This window comes from Providencia sneebia DSM 19967 (genome assembly GCF_000314895.2).
Classification (GTDB): Bacteria; Pseudomonadota; Gammaproteobacteria; order Enterobacterales; family Enterobacteriaceae; genus Providencia; species Providencia sneebia.
Genome location: NZ_CM001773.1, coordinates 2,529,905 through 2,552,279 on the forward strand (window position 1 = coordinate 2,529,905; position 22,375 = coordinate 2,552,279).

At 40.0% G+C, this 22,375-nt stretch carries 22 protein-coding genes; 3 read left to right on the forward strand and 19 right to left on the reverse strand.

All coding sequences use genetic code 11. The features are described from left to right. Positions 1 to 32: 32 nt before the first annotated feature. Positions 33 to 845, forward strand: coding sequence for an MBL fold metallo-hydrolase (locus tag OO7_RS10495; protein ID WP_008915932.1), 813 nt, complete (start codon positions 33 to 35; stop codon positions 843 to 845). A 90-nt stretch (positions 846 to 935) separates the two neighbouring features. Here the strand turns inward: OO7_RS10495 and OO7_RS10500 are convergent, their stop codons facing one another. The 18 genes from OO7_RS10500 to yceD form a co-directional block, all read right to left on the reverse strand. Then, a complete protein-coding gene (locus OO7_RS10500; RefSeq protein WP_008915933.1) occupies positions 936 to 2,240 on the reverse strand; it encodes an NAD(P)/FAD-dependent oxidoreductase in 1,305 nt (434 codons plus the stop codon). A gap of 482 nt (positions 2,241 to 2,722) precedes the next feature. After that, positions 2,723 to 3,742 (reverse strand): beta-N-acetylhexosaminidase, encoded by a 1,020-nt coding sequence (nagZ, locus tag OO7_RS10505; RefSeq protein WP_008915934.1) that lies wholly within the window; start codon positions 3,740 to 3,742, stop codon positions 2,723 to 2,725. 90 nt (positions 3,743 to 3,832) lie between these two features. Next, positions 3,833 to 4,756, reverse strand: coding sequence for a phosphotransferase (locus OO7_RS10510; RefSeq protein ID WP_236620643.1), 924 nt, complete (start codon positions 4,754 to 4,756; stop codon positions 3,833 to 3,835). Continuing rightward, the gene (gene lpoB / locus OO7_RS10515; RefSeq protein WP_008915936.1) at positions 4,746 to 5,330 is read right to left on the reverse strand and encodes a penicillin-binding protein activator LpoB; all 585 of its coding nucleotides are present in this window, start codon (positions 5,328 to 5,330) and stop codon (positions 4,746 to 4,748) included. Before lpoB ends, OO7_RS10510 begins: the two co-directional genes overlap by 11 nt. Positions 5,331 to 5,561: 231 nt before the next feature. Then, the gene (gene hinT, locus OO7_RS10520) at positions 5,562 to 5,912 is read right to left on the reverse strand and encodes a purine nucleoside phosphoramidase (protein WP_008915937.1); all 351 of its coding nucleotides are present in this window, start codon (positions 5,910 to 5,912) and stop codon (positions 5,562 to 5,564) included. Positions 5,913 to 6,033: 121 nt separating this feature from the next. Then, positions 6,034 to 6,825, reverse strand: a complete 792-nt coding sequence (locus OO7_RS10525; protein WP_008915938.1) for a metal-dependent hydrolase — start codon at positions 6,823 to 6,825, stop codon at positions 6,034 to 6,036. 12 nt (positions 6,826 to 6,837) lie between these two features. After that, complete coding sequence (holB, locus tag OO7_RS10530; protein ID WP_008915939.1) at positions 6,838 to 7,830, reverse strand: DNA polymerase III subunit delta'; 993 nt, start codon at positions 7,828 to 7,830, stop codon at positions 6,838 to 6,840. A 10-nt stretch (positions 7,831 to 7,840) separates the two neighbouring features. Continuing rightward, a complete protein-coding gene (gene tmk, locus OO7_RS10535) occupies positions 7,841 to 8,467 on the reverse strand; it encodes a dTMP kinase (RefSeq protein WP_008915940.1) in 627 nt (208 codons plus the stop codon). Between the two features lie 8 nt (positions 8,468 to 8,475). After that, positions 8,476 to 9,498, reverse strand: coding sequence for an endolytic transglycosylase MltG (gene mltG / locus OO7_RS10540; protein WP_008915941.1), 1,023 nt, complete (start codon positions 9,496 to 9,498; stop codon positions 8,476 to 8,478). Positions 9,499 to 9,517: 19 nt separating this feature from the next. Then, positions 9,518 to 10,348, reverse strand: coding sequence for an aminodeoxychorismate lyase (gene pabC / locus OO7_RS10545; RefSeq protein WP_008915942.1), 831 nt, complete (start codon positions 10,346 to 10,348; stop codon positions 9,518 to 9,520). A 149-nt stretch (positions 10,349 to 10,497) separates the two neighbouring features. Continuing rightward, entirely contained in the window at positions 10,498 to 11,748 is a 1,251-nt protein-coding gene (fabF, locus tag OO7_RS10550) for a beta-ketoacyl-ACP synthase II (protein WP_008915943.1), read from the reverse strand. Between the two features lie 77 nt (positions 11,749 to 11,825). Beyond that, complete coding sequence (gene acpP, locus OO7_RS10555) at positions 11,826 to 12,062, reverse strand: acyl carrier protein (RefSeq protein ID WP_008915944.1); 237 nt, start codon at positions 12,060 to 12,062, stop codon at positions 11,826 to 11,828. Positions 12,063 to 12,215: 153 nt separating this feature from the next. After that, positions 12,216 to 12,950: a 3-oxoacyl-ACP reductase FabG gene (fabG, locus tag OO7_RS10560; RefSeq protein WP_008915945.1), complete on the reverse strand. Its 735-nt coding sequence runs from the start codon at positions 12,948 to 12,950 to the stop codon at positions 12,216 to 12,218. 8 nt (positions 12,951 to 12,958) lie between these two features. Continuing rightward, a complete protein-coding gene (gene fabD, locus OO7_RS10565) occupies positions 12,959 to 13,891 on the reverse strand; it encodes an ACP S-malonyltransferase (RefSeq protein WP_008915946.1) in 933 nt (310 codons plus the stop codon). An 18-nt stretch (positions 13,892 to 13,909) separates the two neighbouring features. Continuing rightward, positions 13,910 to 14,860, reverse strand: a complete 951-nt coding sequence (locus tag OO7_RS10570; RefSeq protein ID WP_008915947.1) for a beta-ketoacyl-ACP synthase III — start codon at positions 14,858 to 14,860, stop codon at positions 13,910 to 13,912. Positions 14,861 to 14,863: 3 nt separating this feature from the next. After that, entirely contained in the window at positions 14,864 to 15,904 is a 1,041-nt protein-coding gene (gene plsX, locus OO7_RS10575) for a phosphate acyltransferase PlsX (protein ID WP_008915948.1), read from the reverse strand. A gap of 24 nt (positions 15,905 to 15,928) precedes the next feature. Further along, a complete protein-coding gene (gene rpmF, locus OO7_RS10580; RefSeq protein WP_004253223.1) occupies positions 15,929 to 16,099 on the reverse strand; it encodes a 50S ribosomal protein L32 in 171 nt (56 codons plus the stop codon). A gap of 12 nt (positions 16,100 to 16,111) precedes the next feature. Next, a complete protein-coding gene (gene yceD, locus OO7_RS10585; RefSeq protein ID WP_008915949.1) occupies positions 16,112 to 16,636 on the reverse strand; it encodes a 23S rRNA accumulation protein YceD in 525 nt (174 codons plus the stop codon). Positions 16,637 to 16,778: 142 nt separating this feature from the next. Between yceD and OO7_RS10590 the strand changes: the two genes are divergently transcribed. Next, a complete protein-coding gene (locus OO7_RS10590; RefSeq protein WP_008915950.1) occupies positions 16,779 to 17,363 on the forward strand; it encodes a Maf family protein in 585 nt (194 codons plus the stop codon). Between the two features lie 47 nt (positions 17,364 to 17,410). Here the strand turns inward: OO7_RS10590 and rluC are convergent, their stop codons facing one another. Further along, positions 17,411 to 18,367: a 23S rRNA pseudouridine(955/2504/2580) synthase RluC gene (gene rluC, locus OO7_RS10595; protein ID WP_008915951.1), complete on the reverse strand. Its 957-nt coding sequence runs from the start codon at positions 18,365 to 18,367 to the stop codon at positions 17,411 to 17,413. A 675-nt stretch (positions 18,368 to 19,042) separates the two neighbouring features. On the opposite strand from rluC, the gene rne reads away from it, so the two are divergent. Next, positions 19,043 to 22,366 (forward strand): ribonuclease E, encoded by a 3,324-nt coding sequence (gene rne / locus OO7_RS10600; protein ID WP_008915952.1) that lies wholly within the window; start codon positions 19,043 to 19,045, stop codon positions 22,364 to 22,366. Positions 22,367 to 22,375 lie beyond the last annotated feature (9 nt).

Genomic DNA, 22,375 nt, shown 5'->3' on the forward strand with positions numbered 1-22,375 from the left:
TTTATTCAATAATAAATATTAAGATCTACATTATGTTGAAAATTACAGCGCTACTTGAAAATAAAGCCAGAATAAATGGTTTAATCCATTACTCTGGATTGTCTCTATTACTTGAAGATAATCACTCGAAAATTTTATTTGATACAGGTAAAGATATTGCTTTTCTTGCCAATGCACAGAAATTACACATTGATTTAACAACAGTAGATCTTATTGTAATTTCACACGGCCATTACGACCATTTTGGTGGACTTACCCAAATACCAAAACCATTTTTTTCTTCTCCACCTACTGTTATTGCCCATCCACATCTATTTTCTTATCGTTATTCAGCTCTATTTTTAGGTTCCAAGGCCATTAAACTCAAACAGCTGAACCCAAATTTTGAGCAATTAGAGCTTCATAAACAATTTAATTTTCATTTTACAGCAGAGCCATACCCTATTAGTCGCTCCTTTATCTATTCAGGTGAAATAACCGAAAGAAAGGTGAATAAACGTTATGGCGTCATTGATGACGGTAATAATCAAACAGATGATTACGTTTTAGATGACAGTTTTCTGGTCTGGAAAGGTAAAAATGGTTTAGTCATTATTACGGGATGTAGCCACTCAGGCATAGAATCAATCATTGCTCATGCGCGCAAAATTACTGGGCAGTATCATATACAAGCGATTGTTGGCGGATTGCATCTTCGAGCAGCTTCATTATCTGCGCTAAAAAGCGCTAAAAATGCCATTGAACCTAAAACGCGCGTTTATGGTTGCCATTGTACAGGTGTACTTGGTCGCAGTTATCTCAATGCTAATGATTTCAATGCAGGTGAAGTTTTATCTTTTGAATAGAAAATCAATCAGTTATATAAATATGATAACAAAAACCCTCACTCTAATCTATTCAAGTGAGGATTTTCATCTTACCAGATGTACTGAAAATTAATGTAATTTCAGTTTTGGTCGAATAATCCGGTTGATGCTGCCAACTAACATCATCAAACCCGTTTTAATATAACCATGTAATGCAATTTGGTGCATACGATACAGAGAAATATAGACAAAACGCGCAATACGGCCTTCAACCATCATATCACCACGCATTAGATTTCCCATCAAACTACCAACTGTACTAAAACGTGATAATGAAACTAATGAACCATGATCTTTATACACATAATTTTTCAAAGGCTTATCTTTCATCATTGCTAAAATATTATCATAACAACAACTTGCCATCTGATGTGCAGATTGAGCTCTTGGTGGTACAAACCCGCCTTCAGGCTTTTCACAAGATGCACAGTCGCCAATAGCGAAAATAGTATCGTCTCGAGTTGTTTGTAATGTTGGTTTCACAACTAACTGATTAATTCTATTTGTTTCTAATCCAGCAATATCTTTCATGAAGTCAGGTGCTTTAATCCCTGCGGCCCAGACCATCAGATCCGCGCGAATTTTTTCACCCTCTTTGGTATTCAAGCCTTGATCATCCGCACTTGTCACCATAGTTTTGGTTAAGACTTTAACACCTAATTTATTCAATTCTTGATGAGCAGCACTCGAAATTCTGACAGGCAATGCAGGTAAAATACGCTCTCCTGCTTCAACAAGCGTGACATTAAGTGCATCGTTATCTAACCCTTTAAATCCATAGCTTGTCAGTTGTTCTACAGCATTATACAGCTCAGCAGATAACTCAACACCTGTTGCACCCGCGCCAACAATGGCGATATTCACTTTCTCTTCTGCATTATCGCGGACAGAATAACGTAAGAATAAGTTGAGCATTTCATCATGGAAACGATGCGCTTGTTGAGGATTATCTAAGAAAATGCAGTGTTCTTTAACGCCCGGTGTTCCAAAATCATTTGATGTACTTCCCAATGCCATCACTAAGATGTCATAGTCAATTTCACGTTCAGGAACCAACAACTCTGCATTTTGGTCACGCAGCTCGCCTAAAACAATTTTTTTATTTTCGCGGTCAATCTGAGTCAACGTTCCCATTTGGAAGTTAAATGCATTATGACGCGCATGAGCAAGATAACTTAATGCATCAACACCATCGTCTAACGATCCTGTTGCAACTTCATGCAGCAATGGCTTCCAAAGATGGCTAGCATTACGGTCGACTAATGTGATTTCAGCACGTTTCTTGCGCCCGAGCTTACGTCCTAATCGTGTAGCTAGCTCTAATCCACCAGCACCGCCACCTACGATAACAATTTTGGGTTGTGAAAAGGCCATGAATCCCTCTTGCAAAATATATTAATGTTATATAAATATTTTTTAAGATAAAAAACTTAAATAACATTAATAGCCATCAATTCCCCTAAAAGGATGCTGAGAATATCATGCTTGGTCATTTGGTCATACCAAATATTGCTACAATATAAATCGACTGATTACTATGACAGCGATCATATATTGGGCTAATTCTCCTCTAATGAGAAACGTGTCAGCACATGTTAAATTGATATTAATCAATTATTAGATAAATTTCCAATTCATTTGATAATGAGAATTATTACAACCAAAATATGTTCGATATGTCGATTGTTTATCCAAAAATTTAATAAAAGAAAGCAGGATAAATAATTAAAGGTAAGTGTATTAGCGACTTCAAGAATGGATTAATTTATGCGTAATTTAGTATGGGATGTAAACTTGCCCTATCACCCTTTAAGAGAGCACAAGCATACATCCCCATTATTAGAAAGAGAAAGTCATTACACTCTTTCTAACCATTTTTGGTGCAGTTCAATGAGATCACGGTGGCTTTCCTGCCAGCGTTTTACGGCTTGTAACTCATTTAAACTATATTGACGGCCACTGTGATATAAGGTTGAAACAACCGCAGCTTGCTGCCTTGGTAAATAATCTAAAACACTCACTGCACCTTCACGATTATTGCAGATCAATAACATATCACAACCTGCATTCAAAGATGCTTCCGCGCGTTCTGGGTAACTTCCCATAATTGCAGCACCTTCCATTGATAAATCATCAGAGAAAATAACGCCATTAAATCCAAGCTGTTCTCTTAAAATTGATTTTAGCCAATAAGGTGAGCCACTAGCAGGACGATCATCAGCTTGCGTATAAATGACATGTGCAGGCATCACAGCATCTAATAATTCGCGCTGAATGAAATCTCTAAAAATAGCCATATCTTGTTTGCGAATGGTATCAAGAGGACGATCATCATGTGGTGTTTCTTTATGTGAATCAGCTTTTACTGCACCATGGCCAGGGAAATGTTTACCTGTTGTTTTCATTCCGGCACTGCGCATTCCTTTGATAAAACGTTCTGCCATTATCATAGCAATCTCAGGATCTTCATGGAATGAACGTTCACCAATCGCAATACTCTGATGACCAAGATCAAGCACGGGAGCAAAACTGATATCAATATCCATGGCAATCATTTCAGCTGCCATTAACCACCCTGCTTCTTCCGCTAACTTTGCACCTTCATATTGTTCATTCAATGCAGCAAATGCTTGTGCGGAAGGTAAAGAAGTAAAACCATCACGAAAACGTTGAACACGCCCGCCTTCTTGGTCAACCGCTATCAATAAACGATGACGAGAAGCATCTCGAATTTGACGAACTAATTCTCTTAACTGTGCAGCATCATGAAAATTGCGAGTGAATAAAATTAATCCGCCCACTAATGGATGCGCCAATATTTCACGCTCTTCATTATCCAGTTCATATCCCTGGACATCTAGCATTATAGGACCCATATATGCCTCACTTATTCAACGAACTCATGCTCAATGTTATGCTTCACACTCTTTGCGCTATGCAATACCAAAATGATGCAATTTAATTCGCTATATTGGTAAACAAAAATATTGCCTTAATGGCTTAGAGTGTAACAAAAAAACGTCTTTCTTGCTTTGATTCCATTGCACTTCATACCACATTAACATCATGTATTTCACCCAAGGCTCCCATAAATTACAGTGATGAGCTAATTTTTGGCGATTTGAATATGCATTATGTTTGTCGCAATAATCCGATAAGAAAAACTGGCGTTGCATTTTATTTAACTGATTAGCTTGAAAATAGGTTTCCAATGAAAGCGCAATATCTGTATTCGCCGCATATTCCCAATCTAATAAAATTAATTGTGATTTTTCATCAATTAAAATATTTCCCCGATGTATATCCATGTGAGCTGGGGCTAATTTCAGAATATTAGGCATTTTTGCCGCGAGAAAAAAACCATGCAATTTATGCCATTGAGGAGAATAGCGTTTTTTATCAATTAAGCGCCCGTAATGAATAATTTCATTTCTAAGTGGAAGGGAATAACTTAACAACGGTTGAGTATGTAACTTAGCAACAACGTCTGCTAATGAAGATTGAAATTGGGAAGTGTAAAATCTTTCTTCGCTAGGATGTTCACCTTTACACCAAGACAATAGCAACCAATGCGCATTTCTAGCTAAAGCTTTTGGCGCATGACCAAAATGTCTTAATTGTTGTAATACACGCATTTCTTTGCGCCTATCAACAAATAATGAGGTCTGAGCTTTACTAGAAATACGCGCAATCACATGCAAAAAAGATGATTTCAGGTGATAAGTTCCACCAGAAAGTCCATTTAAAGGTGTGATTTCCCATTGGTGGGGAGAAACTTCAGAAAAAGTACGCCCCAATAATGATAATAAAGAAGCGCACTTATCTTGTGTTAGATAAAATAATGATTGGTAATCAATAAGCTGGGCAGATTTATTGTAATTACTGCTCAATATCATTTTTCCCTGACCAGAGAATTTCACCACTTTGTACTGACATGAGTTGCATTTCAATATCACGTTGTTCATTGCTGCCGGAAATCACGCTATATAATACATAGTCAGCTTGCACATAACGACCTAAGCCAATTGCTTTACTTCGTGTCACCAAACTATCATCTTGCGATAAACCTAATGTACGACGTGCTGCACTAACAACATCTTGCGGAACAACATTAAAGTAATGGCTGTTATCAACTGCATTTATAATTGCTGAGGTTGCATTCTGGATTGAAAATGCGCCATTGGTATTATTCTTAGCTGAATCAACTAAGAGCACCTTACCATTTTCTACACCATTGGTACTAACCATTTGATTCACCAAAGGTGTCATAGCTGATGCCCAATTGATGGTTTTTTGTTTCGGTGGTGTTGGAACAACATCTATTGGTGGCGGTGTTGTTGGCTGCTCCGGCTCGGATGGTTCTACAGGAATAATAGGCGGTGGAGTTTTAGGCTCTTCATGATAAAAAGAGGGACAGCCTGCTAATAACATTGTCGCTGCCGCAACAAATAAAATCCGCTTCATTATTTTCTCCAACCTTATGCAGTAAAAAGAGGTCAATCAAACATAACCAACAATACTAAACTGTTGCCGCTCAATTACGTTATTGAGCTTTCCGGTATTATTGTGGATTGACCACCAATTATTACGTTTAAATCAGCATTATCAACGTGATGACAAGTTGCTTTGCAATAATTTTTAACGCGTGCGCTCAGCATAAAAATGATGCCACTGAGCACTTATGTAGTTTAGGCGTTATTTTGCTAACAATGGACCTAAAGGACGTCCACCCACAAGATGCATATGGATATGGAATACTTCTTGGCCAGAATCTTCATTGCAATTCATAATCAACCGATAGCCACTTTGCGCAATACCTTCCTGCTCAGCAATTTTTGCAGCAACAGTAAACAGACGCCCTAAGATTTTTTCATCATCTTCGGTAATATCATTCACCGTTGGGATCAGTTTATTAGGAATAATTAATATGTGGGAAGGCGCTTGTGGTGAAATATCACGAAATGCAGTGACTAGCTCATCCTGATACACAATATCAGAAGGAATTTCACGTCGGATGATTTTACTAAAAATTGTTTCTTCTGCCATTTCAAATTCCTTTCATAAAAAGAATAATAAGTTTTATGGTTGTTCTTTTCAGTTAATAAACTAATTCAATCAATAATATTTTCACAACGAACAATAACACAACAGTAATTATTCAAAATAACTATGCTTGATTTTCACCTACATTTAAATGAAATAGGCGATTAAAGTTCTCGGTTGTAATATGAGCCATTTCTTCTGGACTAATACCTTTTAGTACAGCCATATATTCTGCGACATCACGCACATACGCTGGTTGATTTTCCTTTCCGCGATGTGGAACAGGGGCTAAATAAGGTGAGTCTGTTTCAACTAAAATGCGATCAAGTGGAACCACTCTTGCAGCTTCGCGGATTTGTTCAGCATTGCGGAAAGTCACAATCCCTGAAAATGAGATATACATTCCCATATCAAGCAATTTAATGGCCGTTTCTTTATCTTCAGTAAAACAATGCAAAACGCCGCCACAATCGGCAACCTGTTCTTCTCGTAAAATATTTAATGTATCTTCTCTTGCATCTCGAGTGTGCACAATGACAGGTTTATTGACTGCTCGACCAACACGAATATGTTGACGAAATGATTCACGCTGAAGTTCCGCATTCTCTTTTTGATAATAATAATCTAAGCCTGTTTCACCTAAAGCAACCACTTCTGCACCTTTCGCTAATTCAGCTAAACGCAAGAAATCATGCCCTTCATCTAAATTTAATGGGTGCATGCCGCAAGAAAAAGCAATATTAGAGCGCTCCCCAATTAACTTCTTCATGCTTTCAAAACCATTTAATGTGGTTGCTACAGCCAGCATAAAGTTAACGTCACGCGCTGATGCCTTTGCAATAACATCATCAACACTGGTATGTAATTTTTCATAATCTAGGCAATCAAGGTGGCAATGCGAATCAACTACAAACATAATTTACTCTTTTTATCGTGTTAGGGTGGCTAATAAAGCCTCCCATTGTAATAACTGATTAGTCAACAGTAACTCTTGATTAAGTGCAGGTACTGTTATTAATTGCTGACGACAATTTTGCCATCCTTCATAGACATCATATAATTGGCTACTTGTCATTTTATCGGCCAGCATGCCCACAAGTGGTAATTGGTCTTGATTTAAACAAAATTGCGATGCATTTTGTTGTAATTTCATGCTATCCGTTAATAATCCCAATAACCAATCAATAACAGTTGTCACCCTTACATTATTCATAACGCTCAGTAATGACAGCATGTCATGATGCTCCAGCGCTGAAGCAAGGTTTTGGCAAAAACCATTTCTTTGCTGCCAAAACTCGGGCTCCAATAACGACATTGCAGCAATCGGCGCGCCTTGACATAATTTCAAGGCTGTAATGGCATCATTATCATTTATGTTAGCTTGCTGTTGCCGTAACCAATATAACGCAACATCTTGTTTTGGTGGTGATAAATACATATAAAAACATCGGCTACGCAAAGTTGCTAATAAATTTTCGCGCTTTTCACACCCCAACAAAAAATAGGTCTCTTTTGTTGGTTCTTCCAATGTTTTTAACAATGCATTTGCCGCTGCGTCTGTTAACATTTCAGTGAGCGGAATGTAAGTCACCTTCGCACCATCTTGCTGTGCATGGCTATTTAATTTTTCCGTCAATTTGCGTACAGCATCGACACTAATGGCCGTTTTACCTTTTTCAGGCTCTAAAATATGATAATCAGGGTGTGTTCCTGCTAACATTAATTGGCAGCTATGGCATTCACCACAACTTTTAATACCCTGTTTATTTTGACAAATCAACCAGCGGCTTATGCCATAACATAATGCTTCTGCGCCATTGCCCGGTAATGAGTGCAATAATAGTGCATGGTGTCCACGATTTTGTTGATAGGACATAACCAACTGGCGATATGTTTCATTCAGCCAAGGAAACCATTTCATCCTTTCACCTTTATCGCGTTAGCCATTGCTGAAGTGTTTGACGAATATCTTGTTGTACTTGCTCTAAATTTTGGCTTGCATCAATTGTCAAAATCGTTTCATCTTCGGCGGCTAACTCAAGATAACGAGCACGAGTACGCTCAAAAAAAGCAAGGGACTCTTTTTCAATTCTGTCTAATTCACCGCGAGCGCGAGCGCGTTGTAAGCCCAACTCTGGTGGCAAATCAAGATAAAGCGTTAATGCTGGCTTAAATTCACCCAACACTAAATCACGTAAAGATTGCATCAATTGTTTATCAATTCCGCGCCCACCACCTTGATAAGCCTGAGATGATAAGTCGTGTCTATCACCCACCACCCATTTCCCCGCAGCCAAAGCAGGTTTGATCACATTTTCAACTAATTGAACGCGAGCCGCATACAACATCAAGACTTCTGCTTTATCTGTCACCTTTTCACCGGTGATCCCCTGCTTTATCAGCTCGCGTAATTTCTCCGCAAGCGGCGTTCCACCGGGTTCTCTTGTAAAAGTAATCTCTTGTATGCCAGATTGATTCAAGGTTTCAACCACTGTTTTAATCGCTGTAGTTTTCCCTGCACCTTCTAATCCTTCAATAACGATATATGCGTTTTTCATTTAATTTATCAATTTTGTTTTTCAATTTGCCGATAGACTTTTACAGCACGATTGTGAGCATCAAGGTTGCGGCTAAATGTATGCCCACCCGTTCCATCTGCAACAAAGTATAAATAATCCGTTTTTGCAGGATGCGCAGCGGCTTTTAGTGACGCCAAGCTTGGCATGGCAATCGGTGTTGGCGGTAGCCCATCAATGCGATAAGTATTGTACGGCGTATAGTTTTCTAAATCACTGCGATAAATTTTACCACGATATTTTTCACCTAACCCGTATATCACCGTCGGGTCAGTTTGTAATCGCATATTCTTATTCAAGCGATTGACAAAAACAGAAGCAACCTGATCTCTTTCACTATCAATGCCCGTCTCCTTTTCAATAATAGATGCCATGATCAACATTTCATAAGGATTTTTATAAGGGAGATTTTTGCTCCGGCTTTGCCAGATATCATCAACATTTTTTTTCATTTGCTGATGGGCGCGCTTCAAAATATCAATATCACGAGTACCTGCGGTATACATATAGGTGTCAGGATACAACCAACCTTCAAGACTGCCTTCCCCTTCAAAACCAATTGCCGAATAGAGCTCTTTTGGTGTTTTATCTTGCACCTCATGCTTTAAATAAGGCGCATCGAGTAAAATCGTCGTCCAGTCAGATAAGCGATTACCTTCAATAAACCGAATGGAAAATTGTGCCTCTTTGCCACTCGCAATTAAGGCAAGCAGCTGCTCAATATTCATATTAGGTTGCAAACGATAGGTTCCCGCTTTCATTTTCGCGAGTTCGGGGCGAATTTTTAATAGCCACTGAAACTCATTACTTTGATTGATTATTTTTTCATCAACCAATAAGCTTTCAAGCGCAACGCGCCCCGTCCCTGAAGGAACAGTAAAAATGGTTTCTTGAGTCAAGTTCAGTGGTACTTTGGCATAATTCAAAACTTGCTGATACATAACATAAGCAGTAACCGCAACCACGGCTAAAACGACCACGACAGCAATGGATATTTTTTTGACTAATTTCATTCATCAACCATTCAAATAATTAAATTTGGCAATGTAAAAAGAGATATTCAAATAATTCTCGGGATTGATAATGCCAAGAAGGCTTATTTTCGTCTACTCGGATATTCACGACAGGCAAAATAGGCATCAAACTATTACAAATGATCACCTCATCACTGCAAGATAATACATCAGGAAAACGCTCAACCACTTCCAATGAATATTGGCTTGCCATTAAACATTCAATTATTCTTTGTCTCATCAAGCCATTTACCCCTGAATGCGCTAAATTTGGAGTAAATACGCAATCACCTTTACGCCAAAAAATATTTGCAGTACAACATTCAACAAGAAGGCCGTCTGTATCAGTGACTAATGCTTCATCAGCTTGGGCTTCATCTATCTCTTGACGAATTAATACTTGTTCGAGTCGATTAAGGTGTTTCATACCGGCAAGATAAGCATTTTTACTCGTTGGGATCGTGCTCAAAATGAGTTTTGTACCAGTGCGTTGCAGTTCTTGATAATGTTTAGGGAAAGGCGCTATTGAGATCACAACAGTTGGACAAGTAAACCCGACTGAACTATAACCACGACCACCAGCACCGCGACTCAGAATAATTTTCATCACAAATTCATCAGCGCTTTGCTGCTGACAAATCGCAGAAATTTGTTTTTCGAGTTCTGGCCAATCTGGCTGAGGTAATTTTAGGCGCGCGCTATCATGCATAAGCCGAGCAATATGCATATCAAGCATTTTTGGTTGGTGATTGAATACATGAATAGTTGTAAAGCATCCATCACCGAATTGTACTGCCCGATCGGAAGCGTCAATATATTGACTTTCAATTCCATTTACCCAGTATGACATTGGATACTCTTAAATATATAACTGATAAATCAGTAAGTAACAAAATATTATTATCATAAACTAAAGTTACTCACATCGCAAAAATCAGCCAAAAATAAAGCCCCTGCATTGTACAAATACAGAGGCCTTAAAAATAAGCAACTTTTTCGCTATTCTTGATTATAACGGCGGAAAATTAATGAACCGTTAGTACCACCAAAGCCAAATGAATTACACAAAGCGTACTCCATGTTTTCCACTTTTCTTGCTTCGCCTGGTACAAAATCTAGATTACAACCTTCATCTGGATTATCCAGATTAATCGTTGGTGGGACAATTTGATCCTGCAAGGATAAAACAGTAAAAATAGACTCTATTGCACCAGCAGCACCTAACAAATGCCCAGTCATTGATTTGGTTGAGCTCACTAATACATCAGTGTCGTCACCAAAAAGAGAAACAACTGCGCGAGCTTCTGCTAAGTCACCTGCATGTGTTGAGGTACCATGAGCATTTATATAACCAATATCCTGTGCAGTAAGTCCTGCATCATTTAAGGCATTCGCCATTGCGAGCGCAGCACCTTCACCGTTTTCTGGTGGTGATGTCATGTGATATGCATCACTACTCATGCCGAAACCAACGATTTCTGCATAAATTTTTGCGCCACGAGCTTTCGCATGCTCATACTCTTCAATAATGAGAATCCCTGCTCCATCACCTAAAACAAAACCATCTCGGTCTTTATCCCATGGACGGCTAGCCGCTTGCGGGTCATCATTCCGAGTAGATAATGCTCTAGCAGCACCAAAACCCGCAACACCTAATGGCGTTGTTGCTTTTTCTGCACCACCAGCCAGCATGACATCTGCATCACCATAAGCGATCATACGCGCTGCATGACCAATATTGTGCACACCAGATGTACAAGCAGTTGCAATGGAAATACTTGGGCCACGGAAACCATACATGATGCTCAGATGACCGGCGACCATATTAATGATCGTAGAAGGCACAAAGAATGGACTGACTTTGCGAGGGCCGCCACTTTGTAGTGCTTCACAGTTATCTTGAATTAACCCTAGACCACCAATACCAGAACCAATCGCTGCACCAATACGAGTAGCATTGGCTTCTGTTACTTCCAATCCAGAATCTTTAATGGCTTGTACGCCAGCTGCAATTCCATACTGGATAAATGAGTCCATCTTCCGAGCTTCTTTGCGGGAGATGCCATAATCTTCGTAGTTGAAATTCTTCACTACACCCGCAAATTTAGTTGCGTGATTAGTAGTGTCAAAATTTTCGATGAGGCTGATACCACTCTGTCCGTCACAAACAGCTTTCCATGATGATTCAACTGTGTTGCCGACAGGAGATAACATGCCCAGTCCGGTTACGACTACACGACGCTTAGACACGTAAATCCTCCAAGGAGGGAAAAGTTACCAAAAAGACATAGGCGGTCGAGTGACCGCCTAGATATGTTTTAAAACAATTACTTCGTTGCTTCCAAGACGTAATCAACTGCAGCCTGCACCGTTGTGATCTTTTCAGCTTCTTCGTCAGGGATTTCGATATCGAACTCTTCTTCCAGAGCCATAACCAACTCAACTGTGTCAAGAGAATCAGCGCCCAAGTCATCAACAAATGAAGCTGCTGTTACAACTTCGTCCTCTTTAACACCCAGTTGTTCAACGATGATTTTCTTAACGCGTTCTTCGATAGTGCTCATACTATTAAAATTCCTATCAAAACTCGCTTTCGCGATGGTTTTCGTAGTTTATAAATTACAGGAAAAGATACAACTCAATCCCGGCTGTTGAAACCATAACTTTGCATTAATTCGTGTAACTACACTCAAAACACAAATGGTTCCCACACTTCTTTAGATCATGTACATGCCGCCATTAACATGTAATGTTTCACCTGTGATGTAACCTGCTTGGTCAGAGGCCAAAAATGCTACAGCACTGGCAATTTCTTGCGCATCACCCAGCCTATCAGCAGGAACTTGAGATAAAATGCCTGCACGCTGTTCGTCTGTCAACGCCTTAGTCATATCAGTTTCAATAAAACCAGGTGCAACAACATTGACGGTGATACCACGGGAAGCAACTTCACGTGCTAACGATTTACTAAAACCGATTAGCCCGGCTTTCGCTGCCGCATAATTTGTTTGCCCCGCATTACCCATCACACCTACAACAGAAGCGATAGAAATGATGCGACCATGACGTTTTTTCATCATCGCACGTAATACGGACTTAGATAAACGGTAAACGGATGAAAGGTTAGTGTCAATAATATCTTGCCACTCATCTTCTTTCATACGCATTAAAAGGTTATCACGTGTAATACCTGCATTATTGATAAGTATATCAATTTCACCAAATTCTTGGCGAATATTACCTAAAGTTTCCTCAATTGATGCAGGGTCTGTCACATTAAGGGCAAAACCTTTGCCTTTTCCGTCTAAGTAGGCAGAAATCGCTTCTGCCCCTTTTTCGCTTGTTGCAGTCCCAATAACAGTTGCTCCACCCGCAGCTAATGTTAAAGCAATCGCTTTACCAATACCACGGCTCGCGCCTGTTACAAGTGCAATTTTTCCATCAAAGCTCATGATCATCCTCAGAGGTTTTCTAAAGCAGAGCCTAATGATACAGGATCATTAGCTGCGACGGCAGTTAAATTCGCAACAATACGCTTGGTAAGACCAGTTAAGACTTTTCCTGGTCCAATTTCAACCAAATGTCCAACACCTTGATCTGCCATTAGTTCTACCGTTTCTGTCCAACGAACTGGATTATACAACTGGCGAACTAATGCATCACGAATATTTTCAGCCGACAGCTCGATTTTAACATCTACATTATTAATAACTGAGACTTTTGGCTCATTAAATGTAATTTCTTGTAGTGCTAAAGCTAATTTTTCTGCTGCTGGTTTCATTAATGCACAATGAGATGGCACACTAACTGAAAGAGGCAATGCGCGTTTTGCGCCAGCTTCTTTACACGCTGCCGCTGCACGTTCTACGGCCTCTTTTTCTCCCGCAATAACAACTTGACCCGGTGAGTTAAAGTTAACAGGTGAAACAACCTGTCCTTGTGCTGCATCTTGGCATGCTTTTGCGATAGATTCGTTATCTAAACCAATAATAGCATACATCGCGCCTGTCCCTGCTGGAACAGCGTCTTGCATCAGTTTACCGCGCAGTTCAACTAATTTAATGGCTTCTTTAAAATCAATCACACCTGCGCAGACAAGTGCTGAATATTCGCCAAGGCTGTGCCCTGCCATAACCGCTGGCATAGGACCATTTTTCTCATTCCAAACACGGAAAATTGCGACTGAAGCGGCTAATAAAGCTGGCTGAGTTTGCCAAGTCTTATTTAATTCTTCATCTGTACCATTTTGTGTTAATGCCCATAGGTCATAACCTAATACTTCAGATGCCTCAGCGAATGTTTGCTCTACTAACGGATTTTCAGCCGCTAATGCAGATAACATACCAAGAGACTGAGATCCCTGTCCGGGAAAAACCATAGCAAATTGTGTCATGTCTATTTTCTCAGTAAATTAAAAACGAACCAGTGCAGAGCCCCAAGTGAATCCACCACCAAAAGCTTCTAAAAGTACTAAGTGACCACGCTGTATACGCCCATCTCTAACTGCTTCATCAAATGCCGTTGGCACAGAAGCAGCTGAGGTATTACCATGGCGATCTAAGGTCACTACAACTTTATCCATGCCCATATCGAGTTTTTTGGCTGTTGCTGAAATAATTCTTAAATTAGCTTGGTGAGGCACCAGCCAATTAAGTTCTTCTTTCGTCACACCACTTTTTTCTAATGTTTCATCGACAATATGAGCAAGTTCGCGTACTGCAACTTTAAAAACTTCATTACCCGTCATACTTAAATAAGCTTGGTCATCAGAGTGACGAGGTCTATTTTTCAATGCAAGTAACTCACCATAATGCCCATCAGCATGAAGGTGGGTTGATAAAATACCTTGTTCTTCAGATGCACCGACAACCATCGCACCTGCTGCATCACCAAATAAAATAATTGTACCGCGATCTTTTGGATCTAATGTCTTGGACAATGCATCTGCACCAATTACCAGTGCTTTTTTAGTCATGCCTGTTTTTATAAATTGATCAACAATACTGATAGCATACGTAAAGCCAGCACATGCTGCTGCAATATCAAATGCTGCGCAATCCTTAATCTCTAACATTTGTTGGATTTGGCATGCAGCACTTGGAAACGCATGGGTTGAAGACGTTGTCGCAACAATAATCAAGCCAATTTCGTTGCTATCCACTTGCGCCATTTCTAACGCTTTTTGTGCAGCACGGAAGCCCATATCTGCAACACTTTCATCTTCAGCCGCAATTCTTCTTTCATGAATGCCAGTACGCGTTACAATCCATTCGTCAGAAGTATCAACCATTTTTTCTAGATCAGCATTCGTTCTAATGTGCTCCGGTAAATAGCTACCAGTGCCTAATATTTTGCTATACATAGGTTATTGATCACTCCTGGGTAATACAACATTCAAACGAGCTGCGATTCTGTCAGGCACTTGTCTGTCAACAGCCTGAACTGCTCGCTCAATCGCTGCTTTAAAAGCACCTTCATTTGCGGCACCATGACTCTTAATAACAATACCTTTTAGGCCTAACAGAGTAGCACCGTTATATTGGTCGGGATTTAATTCCCCGAAACGTTTCATAAGGCGCTTTTTGAGCCACTTTTTAACCAATTGAACGAGCCAATTCGGTTTTTTACTTTGTGTTTCCGTTGATTTTAACAAAGAAAGGATCATACGGATGACACCTTCCATTGTTTTCAATGTGACGTTACCTGCGAAGCCGTCACAGACAAATACATCAGATTTACCCGTCAGTAATTCATTACCTTCAACGTAACCGATATAATTTATCGCCGCTGTTTCTTTAAGTACTGCGGCGGCTTCGCGGATATTATCAAGCCCTTTACTCTCTTCCTCACCAATGTTTAATAATGCAACTTTTGGTGATTGAATCTTGACAACTTCTTCAGCAACAACTGAGCCCATAACAGCAAATTGCACAAGCATATCGCTACTACAATTGACATTTGCACCTAAATCCAACACCACCGTTTGACTTTTTAGCTGATTAGGCAAAATTGTCATTAATGCAGGGCGTTCAATACCTTCAATGGATTTTAGCATCAATTTAGCTAATCCCATCAAAGCTCCTGTATTACCCGCACTTACACATGCCTGTGCCTGTCCCGACTTAACTAGCTCTAACGCAATTCGCATAGAAGTACCTTTACTCTGGCGAATGGCATTTGATGGCTTAGCATCGTTTGCTATCACACCTTCAGCCGGAATAATTTCGACACGCGAGATTAGCTCCGCACTTTGTTGTGCAAGCAAAGGATTAATAGCGTCAGGTTGACCGACAAGCAATAGCTTTAATGATGGATTAGATGCTAGAGCCTGCAATGCTGCAGGCACTGTGATGCGGGGACCAACATCCCCGCCCATAGCATCTAACGCGATGGTTAGATTAGCCAAGGTATCAACTTGTAAGTATAAAAATTACTTATTGATAACCTTACGGCCACGGTAATAACCATCAGCAGTCACATGGTGACGCAGATGAGTTTCACCTGAAGTTTTGTCTACAGAAACTAGGGTAGCAGTCAGTGCATCATGTGAACGACGCATACCGCGTTTTGAACGAGTTGGTTTATTCTGTTGTACGGCCATTGACCTTACTCCTTAAGTACTTTTCTTTAAGCTGGCTAATACGGCAAATGGATTTGGTTTTTCCGCCTCAGGCGGTAGTTCACCAAATACCATGTCCGCTTCGGACACTTCACAGTGTTCAGAATCATGAACCGGAACGACTGGTAAGGAAAGAATTATTTCATCTTCTATCAATCCCAGCAAATCTATTTCACCAAATTCATCAATTTGAACTGGTTCATAGCCTTCCGGTAATGCTTCGGCCTTTTCGTCATTGACGACAGGACTAAAACAATACGATACGTAAACATGATGTTCGAAATCTTTTCTGCAACGCTGACATTGTAAAGTCACATCCACATCGGAATGCCCCTTCAACACGGTCAGATGTTGCTTATCAATAAAAAATGATAACTCGCTTTCAACATCACTGTCTACACTGACTACTGAATCGGCAACACGTGTTACTTGCTCAGGTTTATAACTCCCGACGTAGTCGAGGTTTTTCTGAGCTGCACGCTGCGCATCGATAGTCAGGGGTAATTTTACCTTTTGCATAAGGCGCGCATATTAACTTTGTAATGGGTTATAGTCAAAGAAAAAGGCGGGGTAAACTCGCCTTTTCATCAAAAAAACGCTGGTTAAGCGCTAAATAGTTTAAAATGAGTTGATCATTTTAGCTATGTATTTCGAGAAAAATATGAAATCGATTATTTTGGCATCAAGTTCGGCATCCCGAAAAACGGTCTTAGAAAAGTTAGGTCTGCCCTTTTTAGCTGTTTCTCCCGATGTTGATGAAACACCTTTGTTAAATGAATCAGCTGAAAATTTAGTCATTCGTTTAGCTCAAGCAAAAGCACATGCTCTCAGCCAACACTATCCTCAACATTTAATTATTGGATCAGACCAAGTTTGCGTGATTGAGGATAAAATTTTAGGCAAACCACTGACTTTTGAAAACGCCGTTCTACAACTCAAACAGGCATCCGGCAAAAAAATCACATTTTATACCTCTGTCTGTTTATTAGATTCAGCAACAGGATCTTGCCAAGTCCAATGCGAACCCTTTCATGTTCACTTTCGTTCTTTAAATGATGAAGAGATTGTGACTTATTTGCGTAAGGATGAGCCTTACTATTGTGCAGGAAGTTTTAAATCGGAAGGATTGGGCATTACCTTATTTGATAAGCTTGAAGGTCGAGACCCAAATACATTAATTGGTTTGCCTTTAATTCTTCTATCACAAATGCTTAGAAATTGTGGTGTTAACCCATTGCAACGTTAACCAGCAAGATGTGGGAGCTGAGTTTTCAGCTCCCACAAATCACTAAATTAAGATGATTTACGCGCTCTGAGTACTTTTAAACAATGAGATAACTCATCATCTAGCGGTGCTTGTAGGCGCATCTCTTCACCTGTTTTCGGGTGAGTAAATTTCAATGAACTTGCATGCAGGAATAAGCGTTTTAGTCCTGTACCAGCGAGTTGAGCATCAAATTGTTTATCGCCATAACGATTATCAAATGCGATAGGATGCCCCGCATGAAGCGTATGCACACGAATTTGATGTGTGCGTCCTGTCACTGGGCTTGCTTTCACTAATGTTGCATTATCAAAACGTTCTTCAACTTTAAAGCGTGTCTCTGAGGGTTTCCCTTCAGGATTAACGCGCACTATACGCTCACCACTTTGTAAAATATTTTTCAGCAATGGTGCTTGAATTACTTTCGTGTGTGATTGCCAGTTACCTCTGACTAATGCCATATAATCTTTTTGCATTTGTTTCAAACGCAATTGCTCATGCAATGCTCTTAACGCTGAACGTTTTTTAGCAACGAGCAATATGCCGGATGTATCTCTATCTAAACGATGAACTAATTCCAAGAAGCGTGCTTCAGGACGTAAAGCACGCAATCCCTCAATGACACCAAAGCTTAATCCGCTTCCGCCATGTACGGCAGTACCTGAAGGCTTATTAATCACCAATATTGATTCATCTTCATACAATATACAATCAGCCAGTGCAGCAACTTTCCCCAGCTTAGCGGATACAGGCGCATTTTCTCTCTCTGCGACTCTCACAGGAGGTACACGAACTTGGTCGCCCGGCGCTAATTTATATTCTGGCTTAATACGGCCTTTATTTACCCGCACCTCTCCTTTACGGATAATGCGATAAATCATGCTTTTCGGGATACCTTTTAGTTTTGCGAGCAAAAAATTATCGATGCGTTGGCCCGCTTCGTCATCGCTAATATCAATAAACTGTACTTGGTTTTGTGTTTTCATTCGGAAATGGCTAGCTCTAATTGATTAAATTACGACCTTATTGGCGAAATATATCATACCGACTCCACAAATTTTTTTATCTTTTTTTTTATTTGCTCAAAGAATAGCTCATTAATCATAAATCTAAATAAAATTTCAATATTACTGACGTATCAACTTGCTATAATGACGTCGACAATGGAATAATACATAATTATTGCCATCATGTTTGATAAAATGATAATTGGCATAATAAACGAGCCAAATAATCAAGTTGCGTGTACGCGTCTGCCGAAGATATCCCAATTAACATGTAGAACATGTAATTTGAGTAACTTAGAACAGTGAATACTGAGTCAACTTGAAGGATGACGAGTTTAATTAATTGACTATTTGATTGCATACAAATGCTGCAATGGCGTAAGACATTTAATGGAATCAAATAATTAGCGAGCAACGAATGTTGGCTTTTTGGGTTGGGAATTTTCGTTTATAAAAATATAATCGACTTCCTGATTAAGAACGCTGAATTTTTAATCTAAAAATCAGGTTCACCGAATATTACGCGCCTCTATACGAACGACTGCCGGGAGGCAGGCGGTTTTGTAAAAATCACGAGGCCATCGGTTTACAATAGCTCCTGTTTTCGCTGCTCTTTATTTATGAAGTAAGAAATAATAATGAGTATGTAACAATATGAAAAGAATGCTAATAAACGCGACTCAACAGGAAGAGTTGCGTGTTGCCCTTGTTGATGGGCAACGTCTTTATGATTTGGATATTGAAAGCCCAGGTCATGAGCAAAAAAAGGCAAATATATACAAAGGTAAAATAACCCGTATTGAACCCAGTCTAGAAGCCGCTTTTGTTGATTATGGCGCAGAAAGACATGGTTTCCTTCCTATTAAAGAAATCGCACGCGAATATTTCCCAAGTAACTATCACTCTCAAGGCCGCCCAAACATCAAAGATGTGCTTAAAGAAGGCCAAGAAGTTATTGTCCAAGTTGATAAAGAAGAGCGCGGTAATAAAGGTGCTGCATTAACAACCTTTATCAGCTTAGCAGGCAGTTATTTAGTCTTAATGCCAAATAACCCACGTGCTGGCGGTATTTCTCGTCGCATCGAAGGTGAAGATCGCACTGAGTTAAAAGAAGCCTTGTCATCACTTGAAATTCCTGATGGTATGGGCTTAATTGTCCGTACTGCTGGTGTGGGTAAATCTGCTGAATCTTTACAACAAGATTTACTTTACCGTCTACGCCATTGGGAAGCGATCAAAAAAGCAGCCGAAAATCGCCCTGCTCCATTCTTAATTCATCAGGAAAGTAATGTTATTGTCCGTGCTTTCCGTGATTATTTACGTCCAGATATTGGTGAAATCCTAATCGATAACCCAAAAATTGTCGAAATGGCACGTAACCACATCGAAGCGATTGGTCGTGGTGATTTTGCTAGTAAAATCAAGTATTATAGTGGTGATGTTCCACTGTTTAGCCACTATCAAATTGAATCACAAATTGAATCAGCTTTCCAACGCGAAGTTCGCTTGCCATCAGGCGGTGCGCTCGTTATTGATACAACTGAAGCGTTAACCGCTATTGATATCAACTCATCGCGCTCAACCCGTGGTGGAGATATCGAAGAGACCGCATTTAATACTAACCTTGAAGCAGCTGATGAAATCGCACGCCAATTACGCCTACGTGACCTTGGTGGTTTGATTGTTATTGATTTTATTGATATGACGCCAGTTCGCCATCAACGTGAAGTCGAAAATCGTCTACGTGAAGCTGTTCGCCAAGATCGTGCACGTATTCAAATTGCACGTATTTCTCGTTTTGGTTTGTTAGAAATGTCTCGTCAGCGTTTGAGCCCATCATTAGGTGAATCAAGTCACCATGTATGCCCTCGCTGTTCAGGAACAGGAACAATTCGTGATAATGAATCACTTTCTTTATCTGTACTTCGTCTAATTGAAGAAGAAGCATTAAAAGAAAACACACATGAAGTTCATGCAATTGTCCCAGTACAAATAGCATCTTATTTGCTCAATGAAAAACGCAAAGCCGTCAGCGAAATTGAAAATCGCCAACGTAACGTTCGCGTCGTCATTGTACCTAATGACCAAATGCAGACACCACATTTCCATGTGATCCGCATTCGTAAAGGTGAAGAAGTTAATACATTGAGTTATAACTTAGCTCAATACCATGAGACTGAAACACTCAATACCACTGATGAGTCACCAGCAGAACGCAAAGCACCAGAGCAACCTGCTATCTCTGCTTTTGCACTGCAAGAGCCAGTCGAAGCACCTGTTACGCCAGCAAAACCGAAAGAAATTAAAACAACACGTCCAGAAGTTGCGAATAAGAAATCACCATCTTCTGAAATGGGCTTGTTTAGCAAAATTGCTGCATTCTTCAAAAAACTATTTGCGAGTGATGAAGAAAAGGTTGTCGAAAAACCGGTAGAAACCAGTCGCCCAGCAAATAATAACGATAGACGTCGTAATAATGATCGTCGCAATAACAATCGTCGCAATAATAACCGTCGTGACCGCGATGATAATAATGATACTCGCAATAACCGCGATAATCGTGATAATCGCGACAACCGTTCAAACCGCAATGCTCAAACTGACGATGTGACTAATCGTAAGAACCGCAATAATAAAAATACGGTTCAACAAGATGAACAAGCGGCTGAAAACAGTAATAACAACGCAAATAAAGATCCACAGCAGCGTCGTGATCAACGCGCTGAACGTCGCCGTCGTCAAGATGAAAAACGTCAGCAACAAGAAGCAAAAGCACCACAAGATGCATCACCGGAATTAGGCGCATCTGACATTGAAAAAGAAGAAGTTCAACAACGCCCAGTTGCACCACGTCGTCAACGTCGTCAATTAACACAAAAAATCCGTGTTACTGATGCAACTGAAATCGTTGAGCAAGTGACCTCAAATCTAGAACAACCGATTGAAACCGTAGCAAAACCAATTGCCGCATTACCAGCTCCGGCTCCAATCAGTGCGCAACACAATACTGACGTCACTAAAGAAGTTAACGCTTCTTCGCAAGAAGAGAATGATGAAGATAAACAAGATACGATTATTCCTCGTCGTTCACGCCGTTCACCTCGTCATTTGCGTGTTAGTGGCCAACGTCGTCGCCGTTATCGTGATGAACGTCATTTGTCTAAATCACCAATGCCGTTATTTGCAGCAGTAGCTTCACCTGAACTTGCTTCTGGTAAAGTCTTTATTCACTATCCAATAGCTCAATCACAGCAAGATCCTATCTCAATCATTACAAATGAAGAGATGCTTGAGCAGCAAAATAGTATTAATAATGCACCTGCAATAGTCGCAGAACCTGCTGTTGAACGTACTTTGAATGAAGTTTCTGCTGATGACAATAAGCAAGTTGCGACTAATATTGCGCAAGAAAATATTGTGCAAGAAACAGTAGAAATTGTTGAAGTCGCGGCACCGAGTGATGAACAACAAGTTTCAGAAGTAACAGAAGAGTTAATTGCAAATGTCGTTGAAGAACCTCAATTAGAGGAAATTCAACCAATTGTACAACCAGAAGTTCCTGTACAAGAAGAAGTGACATTAGCCGCTATCACGGAAGTTAATGAAGTTGATTCTGTAACTGAAGAAACGCCAATTGCGGTCATTGAAACTTCTACTGCTATTGAGCAATCAATCGAAAACGTAGAAGAAACTCAACCTGTAATAGAGCAAGACGACATGCAAATAACAGGAGCTGATGATATTGAGCAAGCTATTGTATCAGCGCCAGTTAAAGCAGTTGGCATTAAAGCAAAAGCATCTCGTCATGCCTATTCGCCAATGACAAAAGCACCTGCGCCAGCGGTTACTGAATCTGCATTTGAGATCAAAGTTTATCAACGCAAAGTTTCAACTTTTGTGGGTAAAGGTGGTGCTGGTGGGCATGTTGCAACAAACTGTGCAACGGCTGAAATGGCAAAACCAGCGAGTGTTGATTAATATCTATTC

What these genes read in the sequence shown, in the direction of transcription:
- acpP (WP_008915944.1), bottom strand. Translation starts at nt 12,062, where the DNA reads ATGAGCACTATCGAAGAACGCGTTAAGAAAATCATCGTTGAACAACTG.
- OO7_RS10590 (WP_008915950.1), top strand. Translation starts at nt 16,779, where the DNA reads ATGAAATCGATTATTTTGGCATCAAGTTCGGCATCCCGAAAAACGGTC.
- holB (WP_008915939.1), bottom strand. Translation starts at nt 7,830, where the DNA reads ATGAAATGGTTTCCTTGGCTGAATGAAACATATCGCCAGTTGGTTATG.
- nagZ (WP_008915934.1), bottom strand. Translation starts at nt 3,742, where the DNA reads ATGGGTCCTATAATGCTAGATGTCCAGGGATATGAACTGGATAATGAA.
- hinT (WP_008915937.1), bottom strand. Translation starts at nt 5,912, where the DNA reads ATGGCAGAAGAAACAATTTTTAGTAAAATCATCCGACGTGAAATTCCT.
- rluC (WP_008915951.1), bottom strand. Translation starts at nt 18,367, where the DNA reads ATGAAAACACAAAACCAAGTACAGTTTATTGATATTAGCGATGACGAA.
- OO7_RS10500 (WP_008915933.1), bottom strand. Translation starts at nt 2,240, where the DNA reads ATGGCCTTTTCACAACCCAAAATTGTTATCGTAGGTGGCGGTGCTGGT.
- rpmF (WP_004253223.1), bottom strand. Translation starts at nt 16,099, where the DNA reads ATGGCCGTACAACAGAATAAACCAACTCGTTCAAAACGCGGTATGCGT.
- OO7_RS10495 (WP_008915932.1), top strand. Translation starts at nt 33, where the DNA reads ATGTTGAAAATTACAGCGCTACTTGAAAATAAAGCCAGAATAAATGGT.
- OO7_RS10525 (WP_008915938.1), bottom strand. Translation starts at nt 6,825, where the DNA reads ATGTTTGTAGTTGATTCGCATTGCCACCTTGATTGCCTAGATTATGAA.
- tmk (WP_008915940.1), bottom strand. Translation starts at nt 8,467, where the DNA reads ATGAAAAACGCATATATCGTTATTGAAGGATTAGAAGGTGCAGGGAAA.
- lpoB (WP_008915936.1), bottom strand. Translation starts at nt 5,330, where the DNA reads ATGAAGCGGATTTTATTTGTTGCGGCAGCGACAATGTTATTAGCAGGC.
- mltG (WP_008915941.1), bottom strand. Translation starts at nt 9,498, where the DNA reads ATGAAATTAGTCAAAAAAATATCCATTGCTGTCGTGGTCGTTTTAGCC.
- fabD (WP_008915946.1), bottom strand. Translation starts at nt 13,891, where the DNA reads ATGACACAATTTGCTATGGTTTTTCCCGGACAGGGATCTCAGTCTCTT.
- rne (WP_008915952.1), top strand. Translation starts at nt 19,043, where the DNA reads ATGAAAAGAATGCTAATAAACGCGACTCAACAGGAAGAGTTGCGTGTT.
- pabC (WP_008915942.1), bottom strand. Translation starts at nt 10,348, where the DNA reads ATGTCATACTGGGTAAATGGAATTGAAAGTCAATATATTGACGCTTCC.
- OO7_RS10570 (WP_008915947.1), bottom strand. Translation starts at nt 14,860, where the DNA reads ATGTATAGCAAAATATTAGGCACTGGTAGCTATTTACCGGAGCACATT.
- fabG (WP_008915945.1), bottom strand. Translation starts at nt 12,950, where the DNA reads ATGAGCTTTGATGGAAAAATTGCACTTGTAACAGGCGCGAGCCGTGGT.
- yceD (WP_008915949.1), bottom strand. Translation starts at nt 16,636, where the DNA reads ATGCAAAAGGTAAAATTACCCCTGACTATCGATGCGCAGCGTGCAGCT.